Source organism: Pseudomonas sp. (assembly GCF_037994325.1).
Classification (GTDB): domain Bacteria; phylum Pseudomonadota; class Gammaproteobacteria; order Pseudomonadales; family Pseudomonadaceae; genus Aquipseudomonas.
The window spans coordinates 1-9079 of the sequence record NZ_JBBNAH010000330.1 but is presented as its reverse complement, the minus strand read 5'-3'; the positions used below and the strand labels follow the sequence as shown (position 1 = coordinate 9079).

The window sequence follows — 9079 nt, the reverse complement described above, 5'->3', positions numbered from 1 at the left end:
GCCCTGGGCAACTTTGGTGTCGACCACGTGCTTGATGCCGTTGTTGATTGGGCCCCCAAGCCGCTGGCGCGGGTGGCCAACGAGCGCACGGTGGAACCGGTCGAAGAGAAGTTCACCGGCTTTGTGTTCAAGATCCAAGCAAACATGGACCCCAAGCACCGCGACCGTATCGCCTTTATGCGCATCTGCTCGGGCAAATACGACAAGGGCATGAAAATGCGCCACGTGCGCTTGGGCAAAGAAGTGCGCATCGGTGATGCCCTGACCTTCTTCTCCTCCGAACGAGAGCAACTGGAAGAAGCCTTTGCCGGCGACATCATTGGCCTGCACAACCACGGCACCATCCAGATTGGCGACACCTTTACCGAAGGCGAAAACCTGGGCTTTACCGGTATTCCCCACTTCGCCCCGGAACTATTCCGCCGTGTGCGCCTGAAAGACCCACTGAAATCCAAGCAACTGCGCCAGGGTTTGCAGGAACTGGCCGAAGAAGGCGCCACCCAGGTGTTCTTCCCCGAACGCAGCAACGACATCATCCTCGGCGCTGTGGGTGTGCTGCAGTTCGACGTGGTCGCCAGCCGCTTGAAAGAGGAATACAAGGTGGAATGCCAGTACGAGCCGATCACCGTGTGGTCCGCGCGCTGGATTGAGAGCGACGATAAGAAGAAGCTTGAGGAATTCAAGGTTAAGGCGGTGGAGAACCTGGCCGTTGATGGCGGCGGGCACCTCACCTACCTGGCGCCGACGCGGGTGAACTTGGCGTTGATGGAAGAGCGCTGGCCTGAGATTAAATTTAGGGCTACTCGCGAGCATCACTAAAAAAAAGCCCCTCACCCCTGCCCCTCTCCCGCAAGCGGGAGAGGGGTTCTAACCGCGATATCGGCAACATAGAAGATCGACTGGTCTCCCCTCGCCCGTTTACGGGAGAGGGGTCGGGGGTGAGGGCCGCTTTTGCGCGTCCACCCACATAGCCACAGCCTCTAGCACTGCCTCCATCTCCTGAAGCACCTGATTGTTCCAAAAGCGCAACACCGTATAGCCCTGCCCTTCCAGCCAGCGACTTCGACGCTGGTCATAACTCCCCTGCTCAACATGCTGTCCGCCATCCAGCTCAATAATCAGCTTTAGCTCCTTGCAAACGAAGTCCGCGATATACCGCTCAAACGGCACCTGCCGCCTAAACTTCAGCGCCATAAACCGCCGATCACGCAGTTGAAACCACATTCTTCGCTCCGCCTCTGTCGCTTGCATCCGCAACCCTTTGGCACGCCCCTGCAAATCCATTTACCCTACCCCCATGCCCCTAATCGACACCCACACCCACCTCGACTTCCCCGACTTCGATGCCGATCGCAGCCAGGTGCTGGCTAATGCCCGCGCTAATGCAGTGGAGCGTCTGGTGGTGTTGGGCGTCTATCAGAGCAATTGGCAGCGGGTATGGGAGCTGGCGCAAACACAAGACGGCGTTTATGCCGCCCTGGGCCTGCACCCGGTCTATCTGCTGCAGCACCAGCCCGAGCATTTGCTGGAACTGCGCACCTGGCTGGAGCGCCTGCGCGGTGAGAAAAAGCTCTGTGCCATCGGTGAGTTCGGTTTGGACTATTACCTGCCCGAGCTGGACCGCGAACGCCAACAAACCCTGTTCGAGGCCCAGTTAAAGCTGGCAGCGGAATTCGACCTGCCCGTGCTGCTGCATGTACGCCGCAGCCATGCTCAGGTGATTGCCACCCTCAAGCGCTTCAAGCTCAAACGCGCCGGCATCATCCATGCGTTTGCCGGTAGCCATGAGGAGGCGCGGGAGTACATCAAGCTTGGTTTTAAACTCGGCCTGGGCGGCGCTGCAACTTGGCCGCAGGCGCTAAGGCTGCGCAAGGTGGTGGCGCAGTTGCCGTTAGCGGCGATTGTGCTGGAGACTGACTCGCCCGATATGGCGCCGGCGATGTACCCCAATCAGCGCAATAGCCCGGAGTATTTGCCACAGATTTGCGCGGCGTTGGCGCAGCTTCGCGGGGAAAGTGGCGAGACGTTGGCGCAGGAAAGTTCAGCGAATGCCCGCGAGCTGTTTGGCTGGTGAGTAGGCAGTGCGCATCTGCCGCCAAGCAAATGCGCACGGCAACCTCGGCCGGTTAGTAAACGTCGCGGCGGTAACGCCCTTCTTCGGTTAGCTGGGTGATGGCTGCATCGCCCAGTTCCTGGCGCAACACCTGATCCACGCCCTCGGCCATGCCTTGCAAGCTGCCGCAGACATAAATCGCCGCGCCGTCGGCAACCCAGGCTTTGAGTTCAGTGGCGGCCTCACGCAAGCGGTGCTGCACGTAGATTTTCTCCGCCTGGTCGCGGGAAAACGCCAGGTCCAGGCGTGCCAGCTGTCCGTTGTTTAGCCAGCCTTGCAGTTCGCTTTGGCAGAAGAAGTCATGGGCGCTATTGCGCTCACCAAAGAGCAGCCAGTTGCGCCCTTCACCGGCTTGTACTCGCGCTTTAAGCAGGCTGCGCAAGCCGGCCAAACCGGTGCCATTGCCGAGCAAAATCAGCGGGCGTGGTTCTGCCGGCAGATGGAAGCCGCTGTTACGGCGTACGCGCAGGCTGATGCCGCTGCCAAGCGCAGCGTGCACACAAAGCCAGCCAGAACCCAAACCGAAGCTGCCGTCTGGATGGGTTTCCACCCGCACAATCAGCTCCAGCACGCCATCGCTGGCCAGCGAAGCAATGGAGTATTCACGAGCGCTCAGCGGCACCAGCGCGTCAACCAAGGCTTGGGCGTGCAGGCCCACCAGATGCTCCCGGCTAGCCGGCAGTTGGCGATTGGCCAGGGCTTGGGCGACGGTTTCTTGCAGGCCGGCGATTTGCACGTGGCTGTCGGCTGCAATACCGAGGCCGGCGAGAAAGCCTTCTACCGCTGCCGAGCTATTGCGCGGCATCACTTCCACCAGGTCACCGGCTTGCCAGCTGTGGCTGGCGTCAGGCGGGGTCAGTTGCAGCAAGTAGGTGGGCGAGCCGGCGCTGCCGGGGTTAAGCAGCTCGCGGCCGCTCAAGGTCCAGTTGGCAAAGCGTGGGGCTTGCCAGGCCGCTGGGGCAACGCCACCGGCCACGGCGCTGAGCTGCTGCTGCCAGAGCTGCAGGGCCGCGCTGTCGCCGTTATCCACTTCCACACGGGGGAACAGCGACGTACCGCCTTCCTGGCCAAGCCAGCCAGACAAACGTCGGGCAAAGCCGCAGAAGTGTTCGTACTGCCGATCGCCCAGCGCCAGCACGGCGTATTTCAACTCGCTCAGGCCGAGTTCCTGGCCAAGCAACTTGCGCTCGAAACCACGGGCGCTATCCGGCGCCTCGCCGTCGCCAAAGGTGCTGACCACAAACAACGCGTTACGCGCTTCGCGCAGTTGCGCTGCGCTAAGGCTGGCCAAGGCGTGCACCTGCACCGGCTGCCCCGCTGCCTGCAATTGCCCGGCGGTTTGCCAGGCCAATTGCTCGGCGAACCCACTCTGGCTGGCAAAACCTATCAACCAGCTTTCGCCGCTGGTGGCATCCGCACTGACACCGCCACGGGCTGCGCGCACCTGGCGTTTTTTCCGCCGGCGGTCGAGGTACAGCAGCCAGCCGGTGATAAAGAACAGCGGCATGGTCACGCTGGCGGCGGTGATCAAAATGCGCCCGGTAAGGCCGAAGTAGCTGCCCACGTGCAGGGCATAAATGCTGGCATACAGCTGCGCGCCCAAGGGTTTTTCGGCGTACAGGTTTTGCTTACGGACTTCGCCGGTTTTAGCGTCGATGAGGATTTCGTTTACCGCGCGCTCATGGGGCGAATCGCTCAGCAGGTAATTCACAAATACCGGCTGTTTGGCGTCCTGCGGCGAGCGGATGTTGTAGGCGGCCAGCTGCGGGCCGGCGACCTTGGTCACGCTGGCCCACAGCGCGTCATAGTTGATCGCCACTGGCTCCGCGGCCTGCGGCGGTGGGCCACGGCGCTCGCCACCTTTGCCACCTTCACCGCGACCACCGCCTTTGCCGCCTTCACGGCCGCCATTGGCGGAGTCGGTAAGCACATAGGCCAAGCCTTGGTTAAACCACTGGTACGACCACGTCAGGCCGGTAACCGCCGCCAAGAGGTAAAACACCAGGCACCAGGTGCCGGCCACCGCATGTAAATCCCAGTTAAAGGCGCGGCCTTTCTTGGCCCAGTCAAAGGTCAACCAGGTGCGCCAGCTCAGGGCGTTACGCGGCCAGCGCAGGTACAGGCCAGACAGGCAGAAAAACAGCAGCATCAGCGTGCAGGCGCCGGTGATTTGCTTGCCGAATTCACCCATGGCGAGGAAGCGGTGCAACTGGAACATCAGGTCGAAAAACGCCTTGCCCGACGGCTCTCCGAGCAGCTCGCCGGTGTAGGGGTCGAAGTAACGCATCGGCCCACGGCGCTCGCCCGGCTTGGGCATAAAGAACACCTGGGACGCTTTGTTTTCCTGGGTAAATACGCGCAGGCCGGAGATGGGCATACCTGCCGCTGTCTGAATTTTTTCCGCCAATTGCGCCGGTGGCAGCACACCGCTGTCGCGTACCTGAATCTGCAAGATGTCAGGATTGAGCGCCGTCGAAATCTCTTCCTGAAAGGAATACAGCGCCCCGGTCGTGCCCATCAGCGCGAGCACCAAACCGGCGGTAATGCCGAAAAACCAGTGGAGTTGGAACAACGCCTTTTTAACCACAACAACCTCGCCTGAATCGGCGCCCTAGAGCGCTGCAAAACGGATAGCAACTTGAATGGGGCAAATTGTATTTGAGAACAGCTAACAACGGCGAAACCTTTACCCAGCGTTTACCAACGCGCTGCCCTAACACGTAAAAAGCCCCAGACGAAAACTCGCCCGGGGCTTGCGTACCGGCGGATGCAACGCCGGCGGGTGCTCAGTTACTCCTTCGGGTGTGCTACGCGCACCAGAGCGAAACACCGAAATCCCTTGGTGCGCACAGCACACCCTACGAAGCGCTGCCGCCCAGCAGGGTGTGCGAACGTTTTACCTAGAAGTGGAAGTTGGTGCTCAGCAATGCTGTGCGCCCTGCCGCCACGTGGGCCATATGGGTGGAGTACACCTGGTCGTAGTAACGCTCGTCGGTGAGGTTCTGCACGTTTAGCTGCAGGTCGAGGTTTTTGTTGATGACGTATTTGGCCATCGCGTCGTAACGCCAGTAGTCCGGCACCTCCACGTTGTTGGCAACGTTGCCGAAGCGCGAGTCGACATAGAAGGCACCAGCGCCCACGCTCAACTTAGGCAGCACTTGGTAAGTGGTCCAGAAGCTGGCGCTGTTTTGCGGCACGCTGGGGATATCGTTGCCGTCGTAAACACCATCGACATACCGCGGCGCAGCGGTAGTGCCCAGGTTCACGGCCCCGCTCTTGGTCAGCTCACCATCGAGGTAGGTGTAGTTGGCGAACACTTGCCATTTGTTGGTGATCTTGCCGCTCAAGCCCAGCTCAAAACCATCGACGCGGGTTTCGCCGATGTTCTGCGTCAGACCGTCTTCGTCGCTCACCCGCGCGTTGGTTTTCTCGGTGCGAAATACCGCAGCGGTCAGGCCCAAGCGCTCGTCGAAGAAGTCCCACTTGGTGCCAATTTCGTAGTTGCGGTTGCGCTCGGGCTCAAGCGCCTGGGTGCCAACGGCAATGCCATCAGCACCTTCACCGCTGGTTTCACCCACCGGGTTGCTGGAGGTCGACCAGGCCGCGTAGATGCTGCCGTTGGGCAGCGGGTTGAACACCAGGCCCAGTTGGTAGTTCCAGAAGTGCGAGTTGTTTTCGTAGTCGAACGCGCCGCTGACGTTGTTGGTGCCGCGGGTCACGCTCAGGCCTTGCGACTCGGTCTGGTAATCGTCGTAACGCAGCCCGGCATTGAGCGACCACTGTTCGTTGAACTTGAGCGTGTCGAACACGTAGGCCGACAGGGTTTTGCTGTCGGTATCGGTGTAGGCCTTGCTGTCAGCAATGGTGCCGGTGAAGTTGTCGTGGTAGCTCGGGTTGGCCAGCGAGGTGCAGTCGTTGGAATTTAGCGTGGCGGTGTTGCAGGTGTTGCCGCCAGCGCCTTGGGTCACGAAGTAACCGCGGTTGTGCACGCCTTCCTTGCTGAACTCGACGCCGGTATTGAGCGAGTGCTCGATAAACGCGGTGTTAAAGCGCGCGCTGAGGTCGGTTTGGTTGATCAGGCCTTCGGAGGTCGAATTACGGCTTTTCGCCGAGCGCGACACAAAGCCGTTGGCGACGTTGCCGCGCGAGTCGTCCGGGTTGGTGGCGATATAGTCGAGGGTGGTACGCACGATGCGCGAGGAGTTCGACACGGTGAGGTTGTCGTTCAGGTCGTGCTCGATTTTAAAGGTGCCGGTGTCGGTGGTGCTGTCGCGGTAATCGCGCGAACTGAAACCGTAGAACTTGTCTTTGTTACCAACGGGAGTGCGTACGCCATCGGAGCCGACGGTGCTTTCCAGCGGGTTGCCGAGGTCCGGGGTGTCGTCGCCCTCAACGTGGTAGTACGACACGGTGGCGCGGGTTGGCGTGTCGAAGCCAAAGGTCACGGTTGGCGCCACGCCCCAGCGGCTGACATCCACACCGGCACGGCCGGCCACGTTGGCGTCGTGCTGCATCAGGTTAACGCGCGCGGCGATGTTGTCGGTCAGCACGCGGTTTACGTCGAGGGTGTAGCGGCGGGTTTGGTCGGAGCCGTAGGTGAAGCCGGCGTCGGCAAAATCCTGCTGCTTGGCGGTTTTGCTAATCAGGTTAAGGCTGCCGCCGGTAGAACCTGCGCCAGTAAAGGCCGAGCCTGGGCCTTTGCTCACTTCAACTTGTTCGAGGTTAAACACTTCGCGGGTTTGCGAGGCCACATCGCGCAGGCCGTCGATAAACACATCGCTCTCCGCGTTAAAGCCGCGAATGATCGGGCGGTCGCCAGCGGGGTTGCCGCCTTCACCGGCGCCAAAGGTAATACCCGAGGTGGTACGCAGCGCGTCGGCCAGGGACAGGGAACCGGTGTCTTTCAGCACTTGCTCGCTGATCACGGTGACGCTCTTGGGCGTTTCACGCAGCGGCGCGGTGTATTTTTTCGACGCCGACTCATCGACTTTGTAGCTTTCCGCTTGGTCCTGCTCGCCGACCACACTGGTGGCCTCCAGCGCTACCGGTTGCGAATCAGCAGCATGCGCCACTGGCGAAGCAGACATGGCCATACCAACAGCAGTGGCCAACAAACGTGGTGAAAAAACAGTCGATTCTGTGGACGTGGCGGTCATCTAGTTTCCCTCCCCAGGAATAACAAAGGCGGCGGAATCTAGAACATCAGTTAATGATTAGCAATTGGTAACATTTCGCATGTAACAAAATTTACATAAAGCTTACAGTTCTAAAAAATGACTGAAAGCCGCGCACCATAAGGGTTTAAAGCGGTTGCAAGCATGCTAAGCGACAACTTATCATTTGCGACTAATTTTCAAATACGCGTAAATCGCCATGCTTTTGCACATTCCGGGAATTTTCACGCGCGACGAAATCGGCCAAATCCGCACGGCGTTAGAACAGGCGCAATGGGCGGACGGCAAGGTCACCGCCGGCCATCAATCGGCTAAAGCCAAACACAACCTGCAACTGCCGGAAGACCACCCCTTGGTGCGCGAAATCAGCACCAGCATGCTTCAGCGCTTATGGCAAAACCCGCTGTTTATGTCGGCCGCGCTGCCGCACAAAGTCTTTCCGCCGCTGTTCAATTGCTACACCGGCGGAGGCTCGTTCGACTTTCACATCGACAACGCCATTCGCCAGGTCAAAAACAGCGTGGAACGGGTGCGCACCGACCTCTCCGCCACCGTATTTTTCAGCGACCCCGACGACTACGACGGCGGCGAGCTGGTGATTCAAGACACCTACGGCAACCAGCGGGTAAAACTGCCGGCCGGCGATATGGTGCTGTACCCCGGCACCAGCTTGCACAAGGTTGAGGCGGTAACCCGCGGCGCACGCTACGCCTCGTTTTTCTGGACACAAAGCCTGGTGCGCGAAGACAGCCAGCGCGCGTTGCTGTTTGAAATGGACCAAGCCATTCAGCAACTGACCGCCGCCGTACCGGAACACCCGGCCCTGCTGCAACTGACCGGCAACTACCACAACCTGCTGCGCCGCTGGGCGGACGTGTAACGTGCTCAGCCGCCTGCACCGCGCCGAAGCACTGAACGGCGACGACCTCGCCGCATTGCTGGACAACGCCCCCGGCCAAGCCGCCAAAGCCATTCTCAGCGCAGCCAAACAAGGGCTGCTCGACGCACAAACCCTGCTCGGCCAATTACTCCTGGACGGCCGTGGCATTGAGCGTGACCCCGCATTGGCCGTCACCTGGTTTCGCATCGCCGCCAGGCAAGGCCACGCCATGGCGCACAACATGCTTGGCCGTTGCCTGGAGCACGGTTGGGGCATTGAAGTTGACCTGGCATTGGCCGCGCAGCACTACCGCAAGGCCGCCGAAGCGGGGCTGGACTGGGGCCAATACAACCTGGCCAATCTACTGGCCACCGGCCGTGGCGTGTTGCGCGACCCACCGCAAGCATTCGCCCTCTACCTGCGCGCCGCCGCACAAGGCCACGCCAAGTCGATGAACCTGGTTGGGCGTTGCTACGAAGACGGCCAAGCAGTGCTGCGCGATGTCGCCCTGGCCCATGACTGGTACCGTCGCTCCGCCGAAGCCGGGGATTTTCGCGGGCAATTCAGCCATGCCTGCGTGCTGGCCGAACAGGGCCAAACCGAAGCGGCAGTGACTTGGCTAAAGCGCGCCCTGCAACACGGCAACCTCAACTTCCTGCGCGTCGCTCGCCACAGCCTGCAACAGGCCGAGCACCTGGAACTGCGCCACCTGGCCGGCGATTTTTTCCAGCGCGCCGCCGAACTGGGCGACGACAGCGACCGAGCGCTATACGCCGCCCTATAAACGCTCCAACTCGGTTTGCTCTTGATCTCGTAGGGTGCGCTGTGTGTTCAGCCGGGAGACATAGGTAACAGGTGTCGGGAGACATAGGTAACGCATTTAGGCTTAGGCAATCCTTCGAATCGGGAGAT

General features: G+C 60.5%; 7 protein-coding genes. 4 read left to right on the top strand and 3 right to left on the bottom strand.

The genetic code is table 11. The features are described 5' to 3' along the window. On the top strand, window positions 1-819 hold an 819-nt coding region (locus AAAB16_RS11110; RefSeq protein ID WP_340663368.1), incomplete at its 5' end, for an EF-Tu/IF-2/RF-3 family GTPase. 99 nt (window positions 820-918) lie between these two features. Here AAAB16_RS11110 and AAAB16_RS11105 read toward each other — a convergent pair. Beyond that, window positions 919-1284 carry an endonuclease domain-containing protein gene (locus AAAB16_RS11105; RefSeq protein WP_340663367.1) on the bottom strand — a complete coding sequence of 122 codons (366 nt, stop codon included), beginning with the start codon at window positions 1282-1284 and terminating at the stop codon, window positions 919-921. A 13-nt stretch (window positions 1285-1297) separates the two neighbouring features. Here AAAB16_RS11105 and AAAB16_RS11100 point away from each other — a divergent pair, with 13 nt between their 5' ends. After that, on the top strand, window positions 1298-2074 hold the full coding sequence (locus AAAB16_RS11100) for a TatD family hydrolase (protein WP_340663366.1): 777 nt from the start codon (window positions 1298-1300) through the stop codon (window positions 2072-2074). 52 nt (window positions 2075-2126) lie between these two features. Here the strand turns inward: AAAB16_RS11100 and AAAB16_RS11095 are convergent, their stop codons facing one another. Together AAAB16_RS11095 and AAAB16_RS11090 are read right to left on the bottom strand one after the other, a co-directional pair. Continuing rightward, a complete protein-coding gene (locus tag AAAB16_RS11095; RefSeq protein ID WP_340663365.1) occupies window positions 2127-4700 on the bottom strand; it encodes a sulfite reductase flavoprotein subunit alpha in 2574 nt (857 codons plus the stop codon). Window positions 4701-5013: 313 nt separating this feature from the next. After that, window positions 5014-7269 (bottom strand): TonB-dependent siderophore receptor, encoded by a 2256-nt coding sequence (locus tag AAAB16_RS11090; protein ID WP_340663364.1) that lies wholly within the window; start codon window positions 7267-7269, stop codon window positions 5014-5016. Between the two features lie 217 nt (window positions 7270-7486). On the opposite strand from AAAB16_RS11090, the gene AAAB16_RS11085 reads away from it, so the two are divergent. Both AAAB16_RS11085 and AAAB16_RS11080 read left to right on the top strand, forming a co-directional pair. Continuing rightward, window positions 7487-8167: a Fe2+-dependent dioxygenase gene (locus AAAB16_RS11085; RefSeq protein WP_340663363.1), complete on the top strand. Its 681-nt coding sequence runs from the start codon at window positions 7487-7489 to the stop codon at window positions 8165-8167. Window position 8168: 1 nt separating this feature from the next. Next, complete coding sequence (locus AAAB16_RS11080) at window positions 8169-8951, top strand: tetratricopeptide repeat protein (protein ID WP_340663362.1); 783 nt, start codon at window positions 8169-8171, stop codon at window positions 8949-8951. Window positions 8952-9079 lie beyond the last annotated feature (128 nt).

What these genes read in the sequence shown, in the direction of transcription:
- AAAB16_RS11105 (WP_340663367.1), bottom strand. Translation starts at nt 1,284, where the DNA reads ATGGATTTGCAGGGGCGTGCCAAAGGGTTGCGGATGCAAGCGACAGAG.
- AAAB16_RS11100 (WP_340663366.1), top strand. Translation starts at nt 1,298, where the DNA reads ATGCCCCTAATCGACACCCACACCCACCTCGACTTCCCCGACTTCGAT.
- AAAB16_RS11090 (WP_340663364.1), bottom strand. Translation starts at nt 7,269, where the DNA reads ATGACCGCCACGTCCACAGAATCGACTGTTTTTTCACCACGTTTGTTG.
- AAAB16_RS11085 (WP_340663363.1), top strand. Translation starts at nt 7,487, where the DNA reads ATGCTTTTGCACATTCCGGGAATTTTCACGCGCGACGAAATCGGCCAA.